Genomic DNA, 22,735 nt, shown 5'->3' on the forward strand with positions numbered 1-22,735 from the left:
CGCATCCCGGGACTCGGATGGTCCGGGACTTGCGCAACGGCCGTTCGGACGAGCTCGGGCCTAATCGGCGAGCCGGTAGCCGACGCCGCGTACGGTCTCGATGTAGCTCGGGCGGACGGCGCTGTCGCCGAGCTTGCGCCGCAAGCTTTTGACATGCACGTCGACGACGTTGCTGTTGCCGAAAAACGCCGCGCCCCAAATCTCCTCCATGAGGTGGTCGCGGGTGAGCACCGCGCCCTCGGCCCGGATGAAGTGGAGCAGCAGCTCGTATTCCGTCTTGGTCAGGTCGACCCGGGAGCCGGAGCGGAAGACCGCCATGCGCTTCGTATCGACGACCAGATCCTTGAAGCCCGCCACGCCCTCGTCCGCCGCGGCGTCCGCGGCCAGCTCCCGCAGCAGGTGCTGGCCGACGCGCTCGAGCATCTCGTGCGGCGCAGCGGAGGCGAGCTGCCAGGCCTCCGCCGCCTGGCGGGCGGACTTGCCGCCGTACGCCGCCTGGCCCCGCTGCGGCTTGATGGCGAGCGCCCGGCGGCGCTTGGCCGGATCGGCGATGAATGTGCGGAAGCCGGGGTCCGAGCCGAGCACGTTGGCCGCCCCGGCGTCGAGCAGGTACAGGTCGGCCTGCAGGCTGTGCAGGACGAGATCGTCCACGCGGTGGAACACGAGCACGTCGTAGCAGGCGGCCGACAGGTCGCGGATCAGCTCATGCAGCAGGTTGGGATACGGGCTGATGAGCACGATGCGGCGGGTCGAGGCGCATAGGATCGGCTCCGCTTCGACCGCCGCCTCGTCAGGGTCGCGCTCGTCCCGCGCGCCGCGCGCGGGCGACGGCTCGGAGCGCGGCCATGCGGACGGAGCCTCCGCAGCCATGCCGGCGGAGCCTCCGCGGAGCGCATCCGGGCCCGCCTCCGCCAACCCGGCCGCACCATGCCCATGCAGATGCGTCTCCGCGATCCGCTGCAGGTCCTCCTCGCTGAATATCGTCTGCATATCCATTCTCCTCCCCTCTCCCTCCGACAATCGGAGATGAGTCCTCTCTATCCATCCCGGGGTCCGGGTCTCTCTTTTCTTTTGGCGGTTCGCGCCGCCACAGCAGGGTTCCGGCAAGTTGCCGTGCCCAGGCCTTCCTCCTCGGCCTGACGGCGATGCCCTAAGTATAGATTCTTGTTGAAAAAGGGTCAACCGGGCCGCAGCCCCCGCTTGCGGGACCGCTTGCTCCTCTCCGGCGGCCGTTCAGGCGCGCCTCGAAGCTACGGCTGCCGCTCGCCGCCCGCATCGGCTGCGCTGCGCAGCTGGCGCTCGGCGAACTCGCGGTACAGCTCATGCGAGGCGAGCAGCTCCTCATGCGTGCCTCGCCCGGTGATCCGGCCCTTTTCGACGAACAGGATCTGATCCGCATCCACGACCGTCGACAGGCGATGCGCGATGACGACCGTCGTCCGGCCCTCCATCAGGTTGCCGAGCGCCTGCTGCACGACGATCTCCGACTGGCTGTCGAGCGCGCTCGTCGCCTCGTCGAGCAGCAGCAGATCCGGCGCGCGCAGCAGCGCCCGGGCGATGCCGATGCGCTGGCGCTGGCCTCCGGACAGCTTGATGCCGCGCTCGCCCACCTGCGTGTCGTAGCCTTCCGGCAGCCCGTCGATGAACTCGTCGGCATAGGCGAGGCGGGCCGCCTCGCGCAGCTCCTCCTCCGAGGGCTCGCGCTCGATGCCGTAGGTCATGTTGTCGCGGATCGTGCCGGCCATGAGCGGGCTTTCCTGCGCGACGTACCCGATGCGCGCGCGCCAGCTCGCCAGCGAGTACGACTCGATCGGCTCCTCCCCGAGCCGCAGCCTTCCTTCGGTCGGCTCGTAATAGCGCTCGAGCAGCGAGAACAGCGTCGTCTTGCCGCCGCCGCTCGGCCCGACGATCGCCGTCACCTGCCCCGGCTGCAGCGTGAAGCCGACGCCCTTGAGGATCGGCTCGCCTCCGGCGTAGGCGAAGCCGAGCCCTTCGGCGACGATCGGCCGGTCGGCCCGCGCCAGCTCCGCGCCTTGGCCGAACCGCTCCTCCGGCTCCGCGAGCATGACGTTGATGCGCTCGGTCGCGCCCATCGCCTTGTTGAACTGGGTGAAGAAGACGGCGACCTGGCTGAGCGGCAGGATGATCTGCATCAGGTATAGGATGAAGGCGACGAGGTCGCCCGCCGTGATCGCGCCTGAGGAGACGCGCACGCCGCCGCAGCCGATGATGACGACGAGCATCGTCATGATCGTCAGCGAGATCGACGGCCCGACCAGCGCGGCCGTCGCGCCTTCGCGCACGCCGAGCGCCTGCAGGCGGCGGATGCCGGCCATTCCCTCGCCCAGCTCGCGCTCCTCCGCGCCGGAAGCCTTTACGAGCCGCACCTCGGAGACGACGTTGTTGAGGTGGCCGGAGAAGCCGGCCGTCTCGTCCTGCGTCGCCTTGGCGATGCGGTGCATGCGGATGCCCAGCGGCACCATGATGGCGGCGAGCAGCGGAATCGCGACGAGCAGGATGAGCGTCATCCGCCAGTCGAGCAGCAGCAGCAGGACGAGCGCGCCGGCCGCCGAGATGAGGCCGGTGACGAAGCCGACGAGATGGTCCGTGATGAGGCCGCGCACGACGAGCGTGTCGCTCGTCATGCGGCTGACCGTCTCGCCGGTCTGGTGGCGGTCGTAGTACGGCACGGGCAGCGCCATCAGCTTGCGCCAGAGCCGCTCGCGCAGCTGGGCGACGACATGCTGGCCGATGCGCGCGAGCAGGTAGCTGGAGTACGCCCCGCCGGCGGCCTGCAGCAGGAAAAAGACGGCCAGCAGCGCGATATGCCCGCCTGTCAGCTGGCTCAGGCTGAAGCCGTCGATGAACTGCTTGGTCGCGAGCGGCACGACGAGCCCGGCGACCGTGGCCACCAGGCTGAGCGCCAGCGCGGCCGCGGACAGCCCGCGCGGCGGCTTCGTCTCGGCGATGAGCCGGACGAAGTCGCGCCAGCCGGCTCGCGGCGCGGCCGGGGCCGGCGCGGCGGCGGCGGCGCCAAGGGAGCCGTCAGTGCCGGCGGGAGCGCTAGCTGCGGCACCGTCAGCTCCGGCGGGAGCGCCGGGGGCGCCCGCAATGGCGCTAGCTGGGGTGCTGCCAGCGCTGGCGGGGGCGCCATCAGCTCCGGCAGGGGCGCCAGCCGTGCCGGCGGAAGCGCTGGCTGCGGCACCGTCAGCTCCGTCGGGAGCGCCGGGGGCGCCCGCAATGGCGCTAGTTGGAGCGCTGACAGCTCCGGCAGGGACGCCGGGGGCGTTCGCAATGGCGCTAGTTGGAGCGCTGACAGCTCCAGCAGGAGCTCCGGGGGCGCTCGCAATGGCGCTGACAGCTCCGGCAGGAGCGCCGGCGGGGGCGCCGGCCGCGAGCTGCTCCCGCTCCTCGGATGAGACACTCTCCGCCTGGGCTGCTGCCTGGGCGGGCTCTCCGGCCGCGAAGCGGCCTCTCGCGGAGGGGCGACGCGCCGAAGCGCCTGAAGTCGAATCGGACATGTTCGATGTCTCCTTTCACGGGACAAAACCATTCCCTACATTATACGGCACGCGTAGACAAGCTAGCCAATGCACGTCGGCGGCTGGGATACGTGCCCGTTAGACCCGTGTGCGCTCGACCGAGAGCGAGCCTTCCGCTTCCGCTTGCTTGAATCAACCCGCGAAAAAGGCTCCTCCGCTCAGCTTTCGCTGCGGGAGGAGCCTTTGGGTGAAGCTGCGGCTGCGGTTCAAGTTACTTCATGGTCAGTAGGCAGTCTGGACTCCTTCATCGCTCGCCGACCCGCTCCGTTCGCCCCATGAAGGCAGTCTCGACCCCTTCATCGCACGTCGACCCGCTCCGTTCGACGCATGAAGGCAGTCTGGACTCCTTCATCGCACGTCGACCTGCTCCGTTCGACGCATGAAGGCAGTCTCGACCCCTTCATCGCTCGCCGACCCGCTCCGTTCGACGCATGAAGGCAGTCTCGACCCCTTCATCGCTCGTCGGCCCGCTCCGTTCGACGCATGAAGGCCGTCTCGACCCCTTCATCGCACGTCGACTCGCTCCGTTCGACGCATGAAGGCAGTCTGGACTCCTTCATCGCACGTCGACCTGCTCCGTTCGCCCCAGGAAGGCAGTCTCGACCCCTTCATCGCTCGCCGACCCGCTCCGTTCGCCGCATGAAAGCAGTCTGGATTCCTTCATCGCACGGATACGGGGGTGGACGCTTCACAGTCAAAGGCCGTCGACCGGCTGGACGGAGCTGCTCGGACCTTCCTAGCGGAACGCTCGCCTCCGAGCGAGGGGACACCCTTCACTCGGAAAAAGGCTCGCGAAGCGCTCGCCGCCGGCGCAAAGGGACGAAGCTATTCAATGCCTACTTAGTAGAATGGTTAAAGTACTAGCCCTCCACCGGCTTGCGCAGCTGAACGGTTCCTTCGAGCGCCTTGAGCGAGCTCGCGTCGACGAGTCCGGCGCCGAGACGCCAGAGCGCGATGCCCTTGAGGCCGTAGCGCTTGGCGAGCCCGGCCGGACCGCGCAGCGAGGCGGCCGTCTCGCTGCCCATCGAGATGCCGAGCAGCAGCTTGCTGCGATCGGTCTCCTTCAGCGCCAGCCGGATCGCCTCGTCCACGCGGACGAGCGGCTCCGGACCTTTTTCCCCCTCGTATGCATAGGCCATGATGACGATCTCGTCCGACTGCTGGGCGAGCGCCTTGTAGTCATACCCGCCGAAGGCTCCGTTGAGCGGATGGAGCGCCAGCGACAAGCCGAGCCCCGCTGCCTTGGAAGCGGTCCGGAGCTCGGTGACGAAGCGCGTGAACGACTGCTTGGCCGCCGCCTTGTCCCCCGTCAGCCCGAGCCCCTCGAAGTCGAGCGCGATGCTGCGGAAGCCGCCGATCGATGCCGTCGACACGATGCTCTGGATCGCTTCCGTCCGCAGCGCCGGGTCGCCGAGCAGCTTGGTCAGCTCGCCGCGCCCGTCGACGCCGAACACCATGAACTGCGTGTTCACGCCCGCCGCCGTCGCGTCGGCGACGATGCTCTCCGGCGTCGTGGCGCCGCTCGCGCTCGGCCAGTAGAAGTCCTTGCCGCTGAGCGTCAGCTTGCCGTCCTCGCCGATCCGTCCCCAGCCGAAGGACACCGAGTCGAAGCGGTCGAGATACTTCACCTGCGAGAACGAGCTGATCGCATAATAGCCCTTGACGTAGACGCGCTCGGCCGGCGACTGGATGCGCACCGTCTTGACCGCGCCGTCCCAGCTCACCCGAGCGCCGAAGGCGCTGCTGAAAAAGCTCAGCGGCACGAGCACGCTGCCGCCGCTCTGCACCGGAGCCTGGGCGAGCGCGGCCGCCTGGCCGTCCAGCTGCGCCTGCTTGCTGCCTACGCGCAGCAGCACGGAGCGCCGGCTGCCGTCCGCGAGCGGCTTGTTCGCGGTGACCGTCCTCGCCTTGGCGTCCCAGACGACCGGCACGTTCAGGGCTTCGGCGATGGCGCGGAACGGCACCATCGTCGTGCCCCGGACGAGCTGGGGCGCCGCAGGAAAAGCGAGCGGGAAGCCGTCGAGCAGAATGGTCGCCGAGGCGGCAGCAGAGGCATACGGCACCGCAGCCGCAGGCGCGGCCAGCGGCACGGACGCGTACAGCTTGGCCGCGAGCGGAGCCGGAGCGGCAGCGGAGGAGGCTCCAACGGGCGCGGCGGCGGACGCCAGCGGGAACAGCTTCGGCGCAGGCGAAGCGGCGGCGTCCATCCCGGCCGCCAGCGGCAGCGGCAGCGGGAACGGCTTTGCCGGGGCCGCTGCCGAGAGCTCGGGCGCAGCGGCGGCGGAAGGAGCAGCGGCAGAAGGGGCGGCCGATACGCCGGCAGGGGCCGCCGCAAGCAGGCTTGGCGCCGATGTAGCGCCCGCGCCAGCGGAGGGAGGCGGCGACGCAGCCGGGCCGATCGGCGAGGCGCTCGCTGCCGCCGGGCCGGACAGGGCGGCTCCAGCCAGCAGGACAGAGGCGAGCGCGGCAGCGGTCAGACGGCGGGATGGGACAACGGACATGGATGGAGTTCCTCCTTCGGGATATGCCGGCCGCTGGCCGGCGGAGTGCGGTTTCCGGAATTTTTTACCTACTCTCTTAGACGAATGGAAGATAGATAGAGTTGCGGGGAGGCGAAATCTCGCGCGCCTGGTCTTTCAAGGAAACCGCAGCGCTTGCCGCCATGGCGGAAGGGCTTCCCCTTGGCTGCCGGGCATCGTTTGGGCCAATGGTGTATGCTAATGGAAAATGGCGTCGATCGGCGTACGAGGAGGCTTTGAACGTATGGATGCTTCAGGAGAAAAAGGCGGCCCGGGCCAGGGGCAAGAAGAACGGCGGCAAGCTGGAGACGGCATTCGTCCGAGCAGTCAGGCGGGAGGCCGCGATCGAAGATCAGCCTCGGCCGCCGGCGCCAGCGAGGGGACGGAATCCATGTCCGAGGGCGGAGACGGCGCGGCGACGGAAGCGATGCCGGCAGGAGACAGCATGCGATCCGTCGCTTTCGCCGGGGAAGGCGACGCAGGAAGCACGCGCGGCCAAGCCGAAGCAAGGACGCCGAACCATGCCCGGAGCGAGAACGTCCTCGATCCGGCGCTCAAGCCGTTTCATCCCGTGCTGGCCGAGTGGTTCGAAGGCACGTTCGGGACGCCGACCGACGCGCAGCGCCGCGCCTGGTCGTCCATTCTGGGCGGAGCCCATACGCTGCTCGCGGCGCCGACAGGCTCCGGCAAGACGCTCGCGGCCTTGCTCCCCTGCCTCGACCGCGTGCTGCGGGCCAAGGAGGCGGCCTTCGCGCCGGAAGCAAGGGCGGAAGACTCGGCTACCGCAGCCGGGCCTGAGCAGGCGGCATCCCCTTCATCAGATGGGCGCGCGCGTGGAGACGAGCCTGAATCGGCAGCGGCACCCGAGCCTGCGCTTGAGGGCGGCTCCTCGGGCGCCGTCTGGCGGCCGGGCGTGCGCGTCCTTTACGTAACGCCGCTCAAAGCGCTCAACAACGATATCTATGACCACGTGACGGAGTTCGTCGCGCAGATCGCCGAGCGGATGGAACGTCGGTCACACCAAGGAGTGCCGGGTATTACTTGCGCGGTCCGGACCGGGGATACACCCTCCTCGAAACGCGCCGCGATGCTGCGCCGTCCGCCCGACGTGCTGGTGACGACGCCGGAATCATTGTTCATCCTGCTCGGCTCCGACAAAGGACGCCTCATGCTGCGGACGGCGGAGCAGATCATCGTCGACGAAATCCACGATCTGGCGGCGGACAAGCGGGGCTCCCACCTGTCGCTGACGCTCGAGCGGCTGGAAGCTTGGCGAGGCGGCCCGCTGCAGCGCATCGGCCTGTCGGCGACGCAAAAGCCGATGGAGCGCGTGGCGCGCTTCCTCGGCGGCTGGGCGCCTCCGGATTCCGCTGATGCGCCCCGCCCGGTGGCGCGCTTCCTTGGCGGCTGGGCGCCTCCGGATTCCGCTGATGCGCCCCGCCCGGTGGCGCGCTTCCTCGGCGGCTGGGCGCCTCCGGATTCCGCTGATGCGCCCCGCCCGGTGGCGCGCTTCCTCGGCGGCTGGGCGCCTCCGGATTCCGTCGATGCGCCCCGCCCGGTGGCGCCCTTCCTCGGCAGCTGGGCGCCTCCGGATTCCGTCGATGCGCAAGCTCCACGTGCCGATTCCGAATCCGTATCCGGCCGGCTTGCAGCCTCCGCCTCTTCTCCCGACGCCCGATCCTCCGCTGCGAAGCGGTCCAAGTCCGCCACGGAACGGAGCGGCGAAGCGGACGACGGCCGCCAAGCCCGTCTCGAAGCGGAGGCGGCCGAGCCAGCCGAGGCGCTGCCTGCGCACCCGCTCGGCTTCCTCCCACGACCGGTCGCCATTCTGGAAAGCTCGATGGCCAAGACGATGGACGTCCGCGTCACGATGCCCGGGCGCGTCCGGCTCGGCAACAGCCGCGACTCCGTCTGGTTCCCGATCCTGGACCGGCTGCTGCAGCTGATGGAGGGCTGCCGCTCCGTGCTCGTCTTCGTCAACAGCCGCCGCATGGCGGAGCGGCTGTGCCTGCGCCTCAACGACTACACCGGCCAGGAGATGTGCCGCGCCCACCACGGCAGCATGGACCGGGGGCGGAGGCTCGAGGTGGAGCGGCTGCTCAAGGAAGGACGGCTCCGCTGCATCGTCGCCACCTCCTCGCTGGAGCTCGGCATCGACGTCGGCCATGTCGACCTCGTCGTGCAGCTCGACTCGCCTCTGTCCGCCGCGGCCGGCATCCAGCGCATCGGGCGCGCCGGCCACGCCGTCGGCGAGGCGAGCCGCGGCGTCATCCTCGCCCGCCAGCGCGGCTCGCTGCCGGAGATCGCGGTGCTCGGGCGCATGATCGCCGAGCGGGACATCGACCCGATCGAGGTGCCGCGCGATGCGCTCGACGTGCTGTCGCAGCAGGCGGTGGCGGTCGCTTCCCTCGATACGGTTCCGGTCGAGCGGCTGTACCGGCTCATCCTCGGCAGCGACAGCTACCGGACGTTTCCGCGCCAGCGGCTGCTCGACATGCTCGCGGTGCTGGCCGGACTGTACCCGTTCGCCCGCCCGCTGCTGGAGTGGGACCGCGAGAAGGACGCCATCGGACCGCGCTCCAATACCCGCATGGCCGCCGTCACGGGAGCCGGCACGATTCCGCAGAGCGGAGCCTATCCCGTCCACCACGCCGACAGCCGCTCCCATGTCGGGGAGCTGGACGAGGAGTTCGTGCAGGAGAGCCGCGTCGGCGACGTATTCCAGCTCGGCACGAGCTCCTGGATGATCTCCGGCATCAGCAAGGACCGCGTCTATGTCAAGGAAACGGGCAACCGCTTCAGCGAGATTCCGTTCTGGCGCAACGAGGCCGGCTCCCGCTCCTATCGGCTCGGCGAGCGCGTCGCGCAGCTGTGGACGGAGCTCATGGAGCGGCTGGAGGCCGCCGACGCGGCGCATGGCGATACGGCCATCGAAGGAGCGGCCTCGCCGGCATCCGATGCGGCGGATGTCGAAGGAGCATCCCCGGCAGCTCCGTCCGACGAGCCGGAAGCTCCATTCAGCGCGGCGGAGGAAGCGGTCATCCGCGACCTCCAGGAGCCGTACCGCCTCGACGACCGGGCTGCGCGCAGCCTCGTCTCCCTTATCCGCGCGCAGCGGGCGACGGGCGTCGTGCCGACCGCTTCGCGCCTGGCGGTGGAGGTATACAAGGACATCGCCGGCCAGACCCATATCGTCATCCACAACGCCTGGGGCCGCCGCGTGAACCGGACCTGGCAGCTGGCGATCGAGCGGAAGTTCGAGACGAGCCTGCCGCATCGCCTGTACGGCAACGCCAAAGACAACGGCATCGAGTTCGTGCTGCCGGAGTGGGACCCGTCCTGGCTGCAGGCGGTCCGTTCCGTGACGCCGGACAACCTGCGCGAGCTGCTCGTCGAGGCGTTGCCCGGCTCGCCCCTGCTCTCCGTGGCGTTCCGTCGGATCGCCGAGACGTCGCTGCTGCTGAAGCGCAGCTTCGGCCGCACGCCGATGTGGCAGCTGCGCTTGCGCGGGGAGGAGCTGCTGCGGGCCGCGCTTCCTTATGCGGACCGCTTTCCCTATCTGAACGAGGCGATGCGCGAATGCCTGCGGGACTACCTCGACGAGCCGCGTCTGAGGGAGCTGCTCGGCCGGATGCAGGAAGGACGGATCGCGATGGCCGTCCATTACCGGGACCTGCCTTCCCCGCTCGCCTCGCAGTTCGCCGCCGACTACGTCAACATGCGCATCTATGAGGGGGACGGCCTCGACCGCGCCGTCCAGGCGCAGCTGCTGCAGATGAGCCGCGAGCTCGCCGGCGAGCTGTTCGGCCAGGAAGCGCTGCGCGGCGCCGTCGATCCGCAGGTGCTCGCAGCGGAGCGGCGGCGCCTCGAGACGCCGGCCGCCGGAGCGCCGGACAGCGCGGACGAGCTGTACCGGCTGCTCAAGCAGCGCGGCGATCTGGCCGAGCCGGAGCTGCTCGCCGCCGTACGGGCAGCCGCCCGGGCCGAGGCGGCCGCAGGCGGAGATGCCTCGCAGGCGAATGCCGACGCCGACGGCGCTCGGCCCGCCGCTAGCGGCGGCTTCGGCTCCGGCAGAAGCTTCGGCTCCGCGGGGAAAGAGGTTGCCCGGGAGTCGCCGGATGCCGCTGCGGCCGCCGAAGCCGCCGTAGAAGCGGCGGCCGGCTGGCTGCGCCAGCTGCGGGAGCAGCGGCGCGTCGCTGTCTACGAGCCGGGCGGCGGGCTCGCGGGGCGCCTCGTCTGCGCGGACGAGGCCGAGCTGTACGGCCGCTTCCCGCAGGAGGACGACGCCTCATCCTTCGTCGTCGAGCGCTGGATCGCCGGCCGGCTCGCCTTCACGCCGGAGGAGCTGGCCGCCCGCTACCCGGCGCTCGATACGAACGGCGCCCAGCTGTTGATCTCGCGGCTGCTGGAGGCGGACCGCATCCAGCTCGCGCCTTTTGCCGAGGAGGACGAGCTCCTCTTCACATCGGCGCTCACCGCCGCGCGCGTCGTCCGGCTGTCCGTGCAGGCGGCGCGCGGGCGCAGCGAGGCGGCGGACGCCGTCCGCTGGTGCCGCCTCCTCGCCGGCAGGCAGCACGCGCTCCACGGCACGCAGCTGCAAGGAGAACATGGCCTGCTGCGAGTGCTGGAGCAGCTGCAGGGCTTCTTTTTCCCGCTGTCGTACTGGGAGTCGTTCCTGCTGCCGTCGCGGCTCGCCTCCTACCGGCCCGAGGAGCTCGACCTGCTCTGCGCCTCCGGCGAGGTGCTGTGGCTCGGACGCAAGAACGAGGGGGAAAAAGAAGGCAAGGTCGCCTTCTTCCTCCCGGAATCCCGCGACCTGATCGCTTCGTGGCTGCCTGCGGACGATGCGCCGCCCGCTCATCCGCAGCTGCTGGAGCGCCTGAAGCGCGGCGGCGCGATGTTCCTCGCTCCGCTCGCCCGCGAGCTCGGCCGCCAGCCGTCCGACGTGCAGGCCGAGCTGCTCGAGCTCGTCTGGCAAGGCCATGTGTCGAACGACCAGTTCGCCCCGCTGCGCGGCCCGGCTCCGGCTTCCCGCTCGCGCGGCTCCCGGACCGGCCGGGGCGCATGGGGCGGCTCCGGGCTCGGCCGCTGGTTCTGGACCGGCTCGCTGCGTCCGGAGGCGGAAAGCGGCTCGCCGCGGACCGCTGCAAGCACGGGACGGCCGGAGCGGACCGCTGCCGCCGAGCCCAGCGCGGAGATGGAAACCGGCTTGACGGCACTTCTTTCAGGAAGGTCCGCCTCCAGCCTGCTCGGCGCGAGCGCCGCTGCGCTCGCCGCAGGATCCTTCCCCCAGGACGGATCGCCGGCGCTGCGCTGGATCGACCGGCTGCTCGACGTCTACGGCATCGTGTCGCGCGACCTGGCGGCCGCGATGTCGCCGTACGCTTGGGACGAGCTGCTGCCCGTGCTGAAGCGGCTCGAGGAATGGGGCGTGCTCGTGCGCGGCCAGCTGATCGAGGGCGTCCCGGCGATGCAGTTCACGACCCGGGAGATCGCCGAGTCGCTGCGCCTGCCGCTGCCCGGCGAGGACGACGGCCTGACCGTGCTGAGCGCCGCTGATCCGGCCAATCCGTTCGGCCTGCTGGCCGACTGGCCCGGCGAGGGCGAAGGCGGCTTCGCCCGCAAGCCCGGCAACTTCCTCGTGCTGGAGGACGGGGAGTGGCGCTACTGGGTGGAAAGCAACGGCCGCCGCATCCGCAGCCTCGGCCCGAAGGGAGAGGCGCGGGACGAGGCGCCGGCCGCCGCGTCGCTGCAGCAGGCGCTCGCGTCGATCGCCTCCCGCCAGGGGCTGGCCAAGATCGCCGTCGAGCAGTGGAACGGCCGCCCGGTGGACGAGTCGCCGGCGGCCGACGCGCTGCGCGGCATCGGAGCGGAGCGCGACCGGCATCGCTTCGTGCTGTGGAAAAGCCAGCTGAACGCGCGGCGCTGAGAGGAGCCCGGCCGACAATCCGTTCTTGCCAATCGTATCCATACTGGCTATAATAAGAACGAATGTTCTTATCGGAGAGCTCGACGCCCGCAGGACGGCGCTTCGGGCAAAGGAGGAGCCTCGTGCCGCAAGACGAGCTGGATCAAGTCATCGACTACATCCAAGGCCATCTGTTCGACCCCTTGCCTCTGGAACGGCTGGCCAGGCAGATCTCGTACAGCCCTTCCCACTTCGCACGCCTGTTCAAGGAGCGCACCGGGCTGACGCCGCTCTACTACGTCTCCTCGCTGCGGCTCAGCCGGGCCAAGGACCTGCTGCTCAAGACGGACTACACGATCCGCGACATCAGCCTCGAGGTCGGCCAGCAGAGCCTCGGCACGTTCACGACGCGGTTCACCCAGCGGGTCGGGCAGACGCCGTCGGAGTTCCGCCAGTCCCGCTCCGACGTCGGCGACCAGGCGCGGCGGCTGCAGGCGCTGGACAGCTGGGACGACCCGACGGTCCACGCCTCGGCGTCTCCGCCCTGGTCGGAGGTGAGCGGGATCATCGAGCCGGTCCGGCCGTTCGACGGATTCGTGCTGCTCGGCCTGTTCGCCAAGCCGATTCCCGAGGGCATGCCGATCCACGGAACGCTGCTGCCGCGTCCTGGTCCCTTCCGCCTGACAGGGGTCCGGCCGGGCACTTACTATCTGATGGCGACGACGCTGTCCTGGCAAATGGGAGCGATGGACATGCTGCTGCCGCAGACGACGCTGCGCACCCGCGCCCGGCTGCCGATCGAGGTCGGCCCGTCCTTGCCCTCGCCTTTTCAGCACGCCCTGCTGCACGAGCCGCGTCCCGACGATCCTCCGATCCTCGTCTCGCTGCCGCTGCTCATGAACCAGTTCCTCTCGCGCATGCGAGGGTAGCTGGACTCTACGGACGAGAGCGTTCCTTTTGATTGCTGGTCGACTGGTTCTGTAACCCATTCGCGATCATCAGGCGTGGCCAAGTTCCAATGCACGACAAGAGCGGCAAACTGCGCCTCCTCATTATCGCGGTTTGTTCTAGACGGTAGTGGGTTTCTGGAAGGATACTAGTATTTCAGCAACAAGGCTCCGACACCCGATAGGACAATATGACTCAGGCAAACTGGAACGATTCGGTTGGCTTGAGTTTTTTCGTATGCACAAAAAAGGGATGCAGACTCGCCTCGGGTAACGCCGTCGTCGAAAAAAAGGAGGGCATCATGCTCTTCGCATATGCTTTGTTGGATCGATGGATGAGAGATCGGCCCTTAACCTCTGCCATCGTTTGCACGTATAAAGTCGTCTCCATATACGCTTTATCTCCCTCAGCACGCTCATCGCTCCATCTGCTCAGAGCTGCAAACTTTATTCCGATAAAGTTGATTTGATATTAAGGATATTATATACTGATTCCGAGGATAGGTAATAATATCCTTTTTTTTCTATTCGATAACAAAGGAGGCGAGGGCAATTCAATCTATATAAAACAGAATATTTTGTCTACTCTGTTTGAGGTGATGATTAGCTCGGGCCCATTCTGACTTTAAAGGAGGATTTTAAATTGAAAAAATTCATCATTTTATTGACAGGTGTGCTTTTGTTTCCTTTAATCTTCACAAAAACCTCATATGCCCAAAACGAAGAGAGTACACACTATGTTAAAAACCAATTGATAAATGAAGCTACTATTGAAGCGACGATTAAAAGCAGGAATTCACATGAACAGGTGAAGGCAGTTATAGAAGAATTGCACACGCAAAATAATTCATTTTCCGGTACTAGCTATACATCAAAAGCCTATAAGGTTTCTTTTTATTTCCCCAAGCATGATGGCTCGTTCATCACTCCTCAAACCGATCAAGGAGGCAGTAAAACGGAAGTTGGGGCAACAGCCACGATTAACGTAGTCTATAACAAAAAAGGAGAATTAATTGATTTGCAGCGTGTTTATGGAGGATGGAAACCTGAAAATTCTTTATACTATATTACGGATAGAGAAGTAATCTACCGAGCTGATTCTATTACGGCAGGCAAGACCGCAAAAAAGAATCCTACATCCAACTCGTTCAGCTATAACCCTGGTTGGGGCTATATTCAGTACTTCCCGAGTTCAGCATACTCTGGGACAGGCGCTGATTCTTGGGCGACGATACGGGTAAGTGGAATGGCTGCGACTTATGAGATTCAACTAAGTGTAAGAGTTTGATTTCTGGAGGCAGGACTTTTGAATAACCGGGATAAGCAGGAGACGAAGCAGATGGAAGAATATAAAAAAAAGCCATTTATAACTTTTTCAGATGCTTTCAACCGCGCCACAATCGGTGATTGGAATGCTTTGACCAAAGGCAGCTGCCTGTTCAGGATCATAACAACCCTCGTCATTATCGGAGGATTGGCTGCTTTATTGTATTTTAAATAGCTATACCATGTTGCTCTTTCCTGTAGGAACGCGGCCGCTCGGCGAGCAGCTTATCTTGCGCTTGGCGGTGCGCTAGGCTCTCCGCGTGTATTCATTCATGGAGCAGGGGCCGCCCACCGTTCCTGTCCGCTCCACGAATGACGCCGGGACGCCAAGAAGACCGGAACAGATGCTCAAAACGCCAAGAAGACCTTGATTCGGCATCGCTGCCGGATCAAGGTCTTTTCTTGCTGCGTGGCGGAAAGGGCGATCCATACGCCGCTTGCGAGCGGCCTGGATGGACCTGGCTCGGCCGCGTCTAGCGGACGGAAGCCTGGACGAACGAAGCGAGCATCGCCACCGCCTCGCCTCGCGTGGCGGTCGCTTGCGGCGCGAAGAACGCTTGGCCGCCCGCGCCCGGGCGTCCGTTCACGATGCCGGCTGCGGCCAGAGCGTGCACCGCCTCGCGGGCATAGGGCGAGATGGACGCGGCGTCCGCGAAGGCGCTCGCGCCTGCGGACGGCAGCGCCCAGCCGGCGCGGTCCGCGAAGCGGACGAGCATCGCGGCCAGCTGCTCGCGCGTCACTGCGGCGAGCGGCTCGAACCGTCCGCCGCCCGTGCCGCCCGCGATGCCCTCGGCCCCCGCCCAGGCGACCGCCGGCGCATAGTACGCGCCGGTCGGCACGTCCGCGAAGCCGCCGCTGGCAGCGGACGCCGCCGGTGCTTCGGCACGGCCGTTGCTGCTGGCCGCAGCGGAGGCGCCTCCCGTCTCGCCGCTGGCGCCCGCTCCGGCCATGCGGCTCAGCATGACCGCCAGATCCGCGCGGGTCAGCGTGCGCTGCGGCGAGAAGACGCCGGCAGCCGTGCCCTGCACGATGCCGCGGGCCGTCAGGAACGCCGCCGGCGCTTCCATATACTTGCCGGCGGTGTCGCCGTAAGCCTCCGCCTCACACGACATCCGGTACACGCCGGTGCCGCTGCCGGCCAGCACGAGCCGGCCGTCCCGGTACACGCTGCGGAGGATCGGCTTGCCTGCCGCATCAAGCGCCACGATTGCTTCCGGCCGTGCCGCCTCCTCCGCCGACAGCGTATATGGCAAGCTCAGCCGCACGGCTGCGGCATCCGCTCCGCGCAGCTCCTTGCCTGCGGCAATCAGCGTCACGCTCACCGCGCCGCTGCCGCTCTTCGCCTCCAGCGACCATGCGCCCGCTCCGGCGGTGCGCGCAGCCGCTGCGAACGCTTCGCCGCTCCACTCGGCGGTAGCCAGTCCAGCCGCGCTCAGCCGCACGCGCTCCAGGCCGGCCGCCGCCAGCTTCGCGGCCGCCTCGGCCGTCAGCCGCAGCGCGGCCGCGGATGGCGTGCCTGCTGCCGCGCGCAGCTCCAGCTCGCGGCGGTCCGCTCCGGCGGCCCGCAGCCGCTCGAGCGCCTGTTCGGCCGCTGCCGCGCTGACCTCGACGAAGCCGTCCGCTCCGGCAGCCAGCTCCAGCACGCCGCTCGCGACGCCGCCGCTTACGTTCACCTGCACGGCCGCGCCGGCAGGCGCTGGCGTCGGACTCGGCGAGGCGCTCGGACTCGACGTTGGCACGACGATGCCCCCGCCTCCCCCACCGCCTGGCGTCGGCTGCGGCGTCGGACTCGGAGTCGGATTTGGCGAGACGCTCGGCTCGGCCGCCGCCTTCACCGTCACGTTCAGCTCGGCGACGCCGTAGCCGTCGGCGCTCACGACGCGGATGACGGCGCTTCCTGCCCGGAGCGGCTTCACCTTTCCATCCGCATCCACCGATGCGACATCCGGCCGGCTGGACGAATAGGTCAGCGCAGCGACCGTCGGGACTCCCGCTCCAGACACGGCTTTGGCCTCCAGCTGCACCGCCGCCTCCCCTGCTGTCAGCACCAGCTCCGGCCGAGCCAGCTCCACGCGCGTCGTCTCCAGCTGCAGGACGGCGACCGTGCCGCTCACCTCATGAGCGACGAGCAGCAGCGGCTGTCCCGTCGGGCTGTCCGAGGCTGCGATGAACTCCAGCCCCTCCGGCGCGGAATCGGTGTTCATCGCGTTCTCGCCGCCGCTCTCGCCGAAGTCGCGGGTATTGACGTAGCTGACGAACCGGGCTTCCGCCGGGGAAGTCACGTCGTACGCCATGACACCGCCGATCCGCTCCAGGCCGGTGAACGCCAGCGTCCGCTCGCCGATGCGCCCGATCCGCACGTCCTCGGGCTCGGGTCCCTTTTTCGTGCTGCGGGAATCGAACTTCTTGTTCGTGTTGGAAGCGTTGAATACGTCCGGCAATCGCGTGGCGGTGATCGCCTCGAAGGCGTTTCCGCTGTCGTACACCTGCTTGAGGTCCGCCGCGTCCCAGATCGAGAACGAGCGACCGCCGTACAGATAGACGGCTTCCGCGCCCCAATCGCTCATCGCCTCGACGTCGTCATACGCGCTGGTCGCCCCGAAAAACGCCGCCGCGGCCGAGCCCGGCGCCAGCAAGCCCTTGAGATTCTTCACCTTGGTCGCGTTCGTCATGCCCGGCCACTCCGTCGCATCGCCTTCATTGGCCGTCACCAGATACTGGCGCCCGCCCGATTCATAGGAAGCGATGCCGTCCGGCATGTAGACGCCGTAGGCGTTTGCCGTCACCGGCGCGTACTTCTTGTCCTTGCCGTCGAGATCGAGCGCATTCGCGGGCAGGCTCAGGTCCTTGAGGCCGAGGCCGCGTACGGCCGTGAAGCGTCCCGCCGCGAGGTCGAGCTCGGCGACGGCGTTGTTTTCCTGCAGCGAGACATACGCGGTCCGTCCGTCCGCCGACAGCGCGATGTACTCCGGCTCCAGGTCGGTGACGGCTTTGGCCTTCGGCCCTTTGCCGATGATCTGGCCGTTCCCGTCGACCCCGCCCCGAATATGGACCCCGTCGCCGATGATCGACTCGTCGTCGAACCCGATCTGCCGCGACAAGCCTGTACTGCGGTCGATGATCGTCACGGTGCCCTCCGGATCGGGCGCGCCGGCGCCGTCGCGCGGCTCGCCTTCGTCCGCGGTCAGCACGTAGCGGCCGTCCGGCGTCGATTTCACCATGTCCGGCTGCTTGCCGGCCGGATAGGCGCGCACGAGCTTCCCGTCATAATCAAGCTCCAGCACCAGGCCCGCGTCGTTCGCTCCTGCCGCCTGGACGGCGACGAACACGCGCTTCGCCGCCTTGTTGACGTCGACGCTCGTCAGATCGCCGAACGCGAAGCCGCTTTCCGACTCGGCCAGCAGCTTCGCGTCGATCTTGCGCTCCAGCTGCATCGCGCCGGCCTTCAGCTCGACGATGTCGAGGCTCGGCGGAACAGCGGAGCCGTTCACGACGTAGAACCGTCCGTTGTCGCGGTTGTATTTGACGATCTCGGCTACGCCGCCGTCCTCGCTCGCCATGCCGACGCGGTACTCGCCGATCTTGGTCATGGCGAACGCGTCCGCGTACGTCTGTCCCGTTACCGTCGGCGCCAAAGCGCTCGCCGCACCCGCGCCGGCAGCCTCGGCCGCCGAAGCGAACGCCGGACCTCCGGCCGGCACCAGGCCGGCCGACGCCGTCGTCAGGGTCAGCCCCAGCCCGGCCATGCGCATCCATTTTCGTTTCATCTCGTTAATCCCCCTCGTCTGCTTGTCCTGGTCCCGAGCTTATCAAGGCGATGTAAAGGCCCCGTCACCGAATCCTAAAGATTTTGTATAGGCCTGCCGCAGGAAAATCCTTTAGAATAAAACGATATCCAGGTCAATCAGATGGAGAGGGGAACGATTCATGATCGAGCTGAAGCAAGTCACCTGGAAAAGGGAGCGCCTGACGCTCCTCGACGAGGTGAGCTGGCGCGTGCGTCCCGGCGAGCATTGGGCGCTGCTCGGCCTGAACGGCTCCGGCAAGACGACGCTGCTGAACATCGTCTGCGGCTACATCTGGCCGACGTCGGGCGAGGTGTCGGTGCTCGGGCGCAAGTACGGCGAAGTCGACCTGCGCGAGCTGCGCAAGTCGATCGGCTGGGTGAGCAACTCCTTGCAGGACAAGCTGTACAAGACCGATCGCGCCCAATACGTCGTCCTGAGCGGCATCCATGCGACGATCGGCCTCTACGATGCCGTATCCGACGAGGACGAGACGCGGGCGCGGGGACAGATGGAGTCGCTCGGCTGCCTCCATCTGTGGGACCGGGAGTACGGCACCTGCTCGCAGGGCGAAAAGCAGAAGCTGCTCCTCGCGCGCGCCCTCATGGCTTCGCCGCAGGTGCTCATCCTAGACGAGCCGTGCAACGGGCTCGACCTGTTCTCGCGCGAGCGGCTGCTGGAGAGCATCTCCGAGCTGGCACGCCGTCCCGACGCGCCGACGCTCATCTACGTCACGCATCATACCGAGGAGATCGTGCCGGAGCTCGGCCATGCGCTGCTGCTCCGACGGGGGCAGGTGTTCCGCAGCGGACCGGTGGCCGACGTGCTCGACTCGGCGACGCTGACCGAATTTTTCGAGGCGCCGGTCGCGGCCGAGACGCACGGCGGGAGAGTGTACGTGCGGGCGCTTTGAGCTTTGCCCGTGCGTTGGCCTCGTGCTTGAGAGCGCTGTAAAGGATTCGGATCAAGCGAGGCTGGCATTTTCGTTTTTCATGATTCAACCCTTCCCTCCCCTCTTTCGTCGAGGTCATGCATCGGAGCGCAGACAGCTCTCGTCGGCGCGTCAAGGCCGCTTCTGTGCCATCACAGCCCCTTCCCGCTCATGAACCGCCCTCCCTTTGGGAAGGCTATGCCAGGACATCCTCCTTCTCCCTGCTCCGCCAGTCATTCGGCCGGACGCCGCCGCAATTGTCACGGAATGTCCTTTGCTCCGGCAAGCGCCGTTCTCTACAATGGAGGAAAGGGCTGTCTTCCGTGCGGCTGCCCGACTTTCGCGTACAAGGAGCTGTCGCCCGAAATGAACATCTCGCTGGGCCGCCTGCCGGCCGGCCGTTCGATGAAGCTGCTCTCGCTGCTCGTCCTGATCTCCGCGCTGCTGCTCGGCGGCTGCAATTTCACCTCTCCCGTGACCGACGGCTGGAAGTCGCGCGTCGCCAGCGAAGGTCTCGAGCTCGTGTCCGGCAAGGAGAACTGGAAAAAGCTCATCTATCGCGTCACGCTCGAAAACGTCAGCGGCTCGCCGCAAGAGGTCGAATGGGTCGAGCCCATCCTCAAGAGCAACCTGCTGCTGAACGATCCCGACCGTTCTCTGCGCAAGACGATCAACAAGACCGTCGAGGACGGAGGACGCCTCGAGGTGCAGGACGAGATCGAGTTCGACTCCAAGAACGTCAACCTCGGCAGCTCGCAAAACGTGGAGTATATGCTGGTGAAGCTCAAGGACAAGGACGAGCCGATCGAGATCAATGTCTAGGCTTCGTCCCTCGCACTTCCCGTACCAAAAAAGCCATTCCGATCGCCTCGGGCGATCGGAATGGCTTTTTTTTGAATCAAGTCAGTCTGCTGTCGCCGAGCGGCGTCAGCGGGCGCTCTTGGCGGCAGCCCCGCCCGTAAGGCCGCTTGGCGGCGCAGGCTCCTCGCCCTCGGCCAAGTGCCGGTACAGCCGCTGCCCCAGCAGCGTCTGCACGAGAAGGATGAGGCCGCCTGCCGTCCAGTAGAGCGGCAGCGCCGCCGGAGCGGAGAAGGAGAACAGGCCCATCATGACCGGCGACAGGTAGACCATCCAAGCCATCTGCTTCTGCATGTCGGTCTGCTCCATGCCCCGCTGCGACAGCTTGGCCTGCACGAAGTAGACGGCCGCCGCGAGCAGCGGCAGGACGAGGTCCGGCTGCCCGAGCTGGAACCAGAGGAAGCTGTGGCTCGACAGCTCCGGGCTCATGCGGATCGCATAGTAGAGCCCCGTCAGGATCGGCAGCTGGATGAGCAGCGGCAGGCAGCCGATCGCGAGCGGATTGTAGCCGTGCTTGCTGTACAGCTCCATCGTTTCCTTCTGCTGCTTCTGCATCGCTTCCGGCGTCTTGTCCCCGCCCGCATGGCGCTCCTTGAGCGCCTCGAGCTCCGGCTGCATGCGCTTCATCTTGCCCTTCATCACCTGCTGGCCGCGATACTGCCGCAGCATGAGCGGCATGAGCGCGAGCCGCACGAGCAGCGTCACGAGGATAAGCGCGATGCCGTAATTGTCGTGCAGGCCTCCGGCCAGGACGCGCAGCAGCCAGGCCAGCGGAAAGACGACGTAATGGTTGAACAGCCCCGGCGTGTCGGCATCGATCGTGCCGTTCGCGCCGCATCCGGCGAGCAGCAGCAGGGCGATCGCTGCAAGCGCGCCCTTGGACAACGTTCCAAGCCTCGGCTTGGGAATCATGGCAAACATCTTGTTCCTCCCTTGTGTTGTCTAAGCGACAGCGACAAGGGACGGGCAGGCGGAGGCGTCGTCATCGGGCGATTCCTTGCGCTTCCTCAGCCGGACCAGCTTCTGGCCGATCGGACGGCTGACGGCAGCGGGCCGGATCACGCAAGGTCGTCCGAGCTCGGCTGCCGCAGGCAGCATGGAAGCGCTGCGCGATCCGGAATGCAGCCAGGCCAGATAGTAGTACGCGGCCGAGCAGGCAAGGCCGACCGACCAGATCCAGGACAGCAGCTCATGCACGTCCAGCATGATCTCACCTCCTCCGCTTCATCTGGGATCAGCGTACCACAGCGCGCCTGCGCGCGCCAGCGGCATGCGATGCGCGGCCTCGGCAGGATTTTTGGCACCGCTTGCAGAAATAGGATATCATGCCAGACGAGGAACCATTCGAGAACGGAGTGAGCCGACATCATGGAACATGCTCCAGGTCCGGTCGCGGCCCAGGGCCGTACCGCTCAGATATGCAGCTATGGCGACGACCAGGTTCTGAAATGGTTCAAGGAAAGCATTCCCCGTCTCGCCGCCGAGCAGGAGCTCGCGGCATCCCGGGTCGCCGCCTCGGCCGGGCTGCCCGTGCCGAAGGCCTATTTCCTGGCGGAGTGGCAGGGCCGTCCCGCCATCGCCTTCGAGCGGATCGCCGGATCGACGATGCTCGCCGTTCTATACCGGCAGCCATGGCGCATCGTCGCCTGCGGCGCCCGCATGGCGCGGCTCCACATCGACATTCACCGCACCGGCGCCGGGCCGGACTCCGGGATGCCTTGCCTGATCGACTCGCTCAAGCGCCGGATCCAGGCCGCGCCGCTGCTGGCCGAGTCCGAGAAGGAGGCCGCGATCGCGGCTCTCCTCAAGCTGCCGGCCGGACGGCAGCTGCTGCACGGGGACTTCCATCCCGGCAACGTCATTCTTGGCGGCGGCAAGGCCTGGGTCGTCGACTGGATGACGGCCGTATCCGGCCATCCGGCCGCGGACGCCGCGCGCACCGTGCTGCTGCTCCGCACCGCCATGCTGCCGGAGGAGCTGTCCCGTCTTTCGTCCTTTGTCTTCAACCGCGTCCGGGCCATGCTCCTCTGCCAGTACCGTCGCACCTACCTGCGGCTCAGCGGACTGGAGCAGGAAGAGCTCGAGGCCTGGATGCTGCCGCTCGCGGCGGCGCGCCTCTGCGAGCAGCTGCCGCCGGAGGAGAAGCTGCTGCTGCATAAGCTCGTGCAGAGCGAGCTGCGGCGCCAGCCTCCGCTGCCTGCCGCCTCGTTCTGAATCAGTCTTAGCGGAAACGGTTACAATGGAATCGACAGCCTTCGCCGGAAGGCGAACGAAGCCTACATGGAGGGATCAAGCATGTCGACCTGGACCTTGCGCTATGCAAGCGGCGACGAGGAGCGGCAGGAGCTGGTGTTCCGACGCCAGTCGGAGCTCAACGAATACCTGCACTCGCTGAAGGTGAGCGAGCTGCTGCGCATCCGCGTGTACGACGCCGACGAGCGCCATATGTGCGGCAAGACGTATATCTATACCTATCTGCATTGAAGCGGTGCGAGCGCCGCAGCGCCAGGCGGCCGGGAGGAGAAGCGCGTCATGGATGACGATCGGCAAGGAGAAGAAGGACAGCGGCTGCTCGACGAGCTGCGGGAGGAGCTGCGGCAGCGCTTCTCGATGACCGTGCGCGCCGCGCGCCCGGTGCCGTTGGGCTGGATGAACCGCAAGTGGAGGGTGGAGACCGAGCAGGGCGGCTACCTGCTCAAGCAGTTCCACTCCCAGCGCTATCGCGATGGGCAGTCCACCCCGTGCGGGTCGACCTCCAGCGATCGCTGCGCATGCTGTACATGCTGGAGAGCCCGTGGTGGATCCATGCCTCGATGGACGAAGAGGCTGCCGCTCCGCCCCGCCGCTTCCAGCGCGAGATGCGCTGGCTCGCCGAGCGCATGCTCCAGGCTTGAATCCAAAAAAACTCCCTGCCGCAAG

General features: G+C 67.0%; 15 protein-coding genes. 9 read left to right on the top strand and 6 right to left on the bottom strand.

What is annotated here, in order from left to right:
* Positions 1 to 60: 60 nt before the first annotated feature.
* The 3 genes from HGI30_RS21830 to HGI30_RS21840 all read right to left on the bottom strand — a co-directional run bounded on the left by HGI30_RS21830 (position 61) and on the right by HGI30_RS21840 (position 6,043).
* Positions 61 to 990, bottom strand: a complete 930-nt coding sequence (locus tag HGI30_RS21830; RefSeq protein WP_168909431.1) for a winged helix-turn-helix domain-containing protein — start codon at positions 988 to 990, stop codon at positions 61 to 63.
* A gap of 260 nt (positions 991 to 1,250) precedes the next feature.
* The gene (locus HGI30_RS21835; protein ID WP_235680474.1) at positions 1,251 to 2,969 is read right to left on the bottom strand and encodes an ABC transporter ATP-binding protein; all 1,719 of its coding nucleotides are present in this window, start codon (positions 2,967 to 2,969) and stop codon (positions 1,251 to 1,253) included.
* 1,433 nt (positions 2,970 to 4,402) lie between these two features.
* On the bottom strand, positions 4,403 to 6,043 hold the full coding sequence (locus HGI30_RS21840) for a stalk domain-containing protein (RefSeq protein WP_168909433.1): 1,641 nt from the start codon (positions 6,041 to 6,043) through the stop codon (positions 4,403 to 4,405).
* Positions 6,044 to 6,452: 409 nt separating this feature from the next.
* On the opposite strand from HGI30_RS21840, the gene HGI30_RS21845 reads away from it, so the two are divergent.
* The 4 genes from HGI30_RS21845 (at position 6,453) to HGI30_RS21860 (ending at position 14,417) form a co-directional block, all read left to right on the top strand.
* The gene (locus HGI30_RS21845) at positions 6,453 to 11,990 is read left to right on the top strand and encodes a DEAD/DEAH box helicase (protein ID WP_168909434.1); all 5,538 of its coding nucleotides are present in this window, start codon (positions 6,453 to 6,455) and stop codon (positions 11,988 to 11,990) included.
* A 122-nt stretch (positions 11,991 to 12,112) separates the two neighbouring features.
* Positions 12,113 to 12,898 (top strand): helix-turn-helix transcriptional regulator, encoded by a 786-nt coding sequence (locus tag HGI30_RS21850; protein WP_235680244.1) that lies wholly within the window; start codon positions 12,113 to 12,115, stop codon positions 12,896 to 12,898.
* A 661-nt stretch (positions 12,899 to 13,559) separates the two neighbouring features.
* A complete protein-coding gene (locus HGI30_RS21855; protein WP_168909436.1) occupies positions 13,560 to 14,204 on the top strand; it encodes a hypothetical protein in 645 nt (214 codons plus the stop codon).
* 51 nt (positions 14,205 to 14,255) lie between these two features.
* Complete coding sequence (locus HGI30_RS21860) at positions 14,256 to 14,417, top strand: hypothetical protein (RefSeq protein WP_168909437.1); 162 nt, start codon at positions 14,256 to 14,258, stop codon at positions 14,415 to 14,417.
* Between the two features lie 298 nt (positions 14,418 to 14,715).
* Here the strand turns inward: HGI30_RS21860 and HGI30_RS21865 are convergent, their stop codons facing one another.
* Positions 14,716 to 18,009, bottom strand: a complete 3,294-nt coding sequence (locus tag HGI30_RS21865; RefSeq protein WP_168909438.1) for a choice-of-anchor I family protein — start codon at positions 18,007 to 18,009, stop codon at positions 14,716 to 14,718.
* Between the two features lie 160 nt (positions 18,010 to 18,169).
* On the opposite strand from HGI30_RS21865, the gene HGI30_RS21870 reads away from it, so the two are divergent.
* Positions 18,170 to 18,940, top strand: coding sequence for an ABC transporter ATP-binding protein (locus tag HGI30_RS21870; protein WP_168909439.1), 771 nt, complete (start codon positions 18,170 to 18,172; stop codon positions 18,938 to 18,940).
* A 384-nt stretch (positions 18,941 to 19,324) separates the two neighbouring features.
* Positions 19,325 to 19,780 carry a hypothetical protein gene (locus HGI30_RS21875; RefSeq protein WP_168909440.1) on the top strand — a complete coding sequence of 152 codons (456 nt, stop codon included), beginning with the start codon at positions 19,325 to 19,327 and terminating at the stop codon, positions 19,778 to 19,780.
* 105 nt (positions 19,781 to 19,885) lie between these two features.
* Here HGI30_RS21875 and yidC read toward each other — a convergent pair whose 3' ends face one another.
* Both yidC and HGI30_RS21885 read right to left on the bottom strand, forming a co-directional pair.
* The gene (gene yidC / locus HGI30_RS21880) at positions 19,886 to 20,737 is read right to left on the bottom strand and encodes a membrane protein insertase YidC (protein WP_235680245.1); all 852 of its coding nucleotides are present in this window, start codon (positions 20,735 to 20,737) and stop codon (positions 19,886 to 19,888) included.
* 21 nt (positions 20,738 to 20,758) lie between these two features.
* Positions 20,759 to 21,022, bottom strand: coding sequence for a hypothetical protein (locus HGI30_RS21885; RefSeq protein ID WP_168909441.1), 264 nt, complete (start codon positions 21,020 to 21,022; stop codon positions 20,759 to 20,761).
* A gap of 162 nt (positions 21,023 to 21,184) precedes the next feature.
* Here HGI30_RS21885 and HGI30_RS21890 point away from each other — a divergent pair, with 162 nt between their 5' ends.
* From HGI30_RS21890 to HGI30_RS21900, 3 genes are all read left to right on the top strand, one after another.
* Entirely contained in the window at positions 21,185 to 22,030 is an 846-nt protein-coding gene (locus HGI30_RS21890) for a phosphotransferase family protein (RefSeq protein ID WP_168909442.1), read from the top strand.
* An 81-nt stretch (positions 22,031 to 22,111) separates the two neighbouring features.
* On the top strand, positions 22,112 to 22,300 hold the full coding sequence (locus tag HGI30_RS21895) for a hypothetical protein (RefSeq protein WP_168909443.1): 189 nt from the start codon (positions 22,112 to 22,114) through the stop codon (positions 22,298 to 22,300).
* 257 nt (positions 22,301 to 22,557) lie between these two features.
* Positions 22,558 to 22,710: a hypothetical protein gene (locus HGI30_RS21900; protein WP_168909444.1), complete on the top strand. Its 153-nt coding sequence runs from the start codon at positions 22,558 to 22,560 to the stop codon at positions 22,708 to 22,710.
* Positions 22,711 to 22,735: the final 25 nt, after the last annotated feature.

Source organism: Paenibacillus albicereus, from assembly GCF_012676905.1.
Classification (GTDB): domain Bacteria; phylum Bacillota; class Bacilli; order Paenibacillales; family Paenibacillaceae; genus Paenibacillus_O; species Paenibacillus_O albicereus.

Coding starts and splice junctions, on each gene's coding strand:
- HGI30_RS21890 (WP_168909442.1), top strand. CDS start 21,185: ATGGAACATGCTCCAGGTCCGGTCGCGGCCCAGGGCCGTACCGCTCAG.
- HGI30_RS21860 (WP_168909437.1), top strand. CDS start 14,256: ATGGAAGAATATAAAAAAAAGCCATTTATAACTTTTTCAGATGCTTTC.
- HGI30_RS21870 (WP_168909439.1), top strand. CDS start 18,170: ATGATCGAGCTGAAGCAAGTCACCTGGAAAAGGGAGCGCCTGACGCTC.
- HGI30_RS21845 (WP_168909434.1), top strand. CDS start 6,453: ATGTCCGAGGGCGGAGACGGCGCGGCGACGGAAGCGATGCCGGCAGGA.
- HGI30_RS21840 (WP_168909433.1), bottom strand. CDS start 6,043: ATGTCCGTTGTCCCATCCCGCCGTCTGACCGCTGCCGCGCTCGCCTCT.
- HGI30_RS21885 (WP_168909441.1), bottom strand. CDS start 21,022: ATGCTGGACGTGCATGAGCTGCTGTCCTGGATCTGGTCGGTCGGCCTT.
- yidC (WP_235680245.1), bottom strand. CDS start 20,737: ATGTTTGCCATGATTCCCAAGCCGAGGCTTGGAACGTTGTCCAAGGGC.
- HGI30_RS21875 (WP_168909440.1), top strand. CDS start 19,325: ATGAACATCTCGCTGGGCCGCCTGCCGGCCGGCCGTTCGATGAAGCTG.
- HGI30_RS21895 (WP_168909443.1), top strand. CDS start 22,112: ATGTCGACCTGGACCTTGCGCTATGCAAGCGGCGACGAGGAGCGGCAG.
- HGI30_RS21865 (WP_168909438.1), bottom strand. CDS start 18,009: ATGAAACGAAAATGGATGCGCATGGCCGGGCTGGGGCTGACCCTGACG.
- HGI30_RS21830 (WP_168909431.1), bottom strand. CDS start 990: ATGCAGACGATATTCAGCGAGGAGGACCTGCAGCGGATCGCGGAGACG.